At 65.0% G+C, this 323-nt stretch carries 1 pseudogene; it reads right to left on the reverse strand.

The features are described 5' to 3' along the window. Positions 1-98 (reverse strand): annotated as a pseudogene (locus ADK65_RS37875) (TetR/AcrR family transcriptional regulator); the annotation flags it as partial. Between the last annotated feature and the right edge of the window lie 225 nt (positions 99-323).

Genomic DNA, 323 nt, shown 5'->3' on the forward strand with positions numbered 1-323 from the left:
GTCTCGGCGAGGATCTGCCGGGCGGCGCGAATGAGCGCGCGACGGGTCTCGGCGCGGCGCCGCTCGAACCGGTTGCTGGGCGGGGCTGACGTAGGCATGCGCAGAGTCTAACCGCGGGGACGATGACCACAGCATCTCTGATGAGTTCATCATTTTCCTCGGCCGGGAGCCTTGACGGCGAGGTTGTCAACCTTGATGATTTCCTCATTACGGCGATGTTGCTCGGAGGGCACCATGTCTGAAACGCGCGTCAACGGGGGCGATGTCAGGACGGCTCACCAGGACCTGCACAGTGAGCAGGGCGCCCTGCGCGGCGAGCATCC

The sequence above is a fragment of the Streptomyces sp. NRRL B-1140 genome (assembly GCF_001280065.1).
GTDB lineage: Bacteria > Actinomycetota > Actinomycetes > Streptomycetales > Streptomycetaceae > Streptomyces.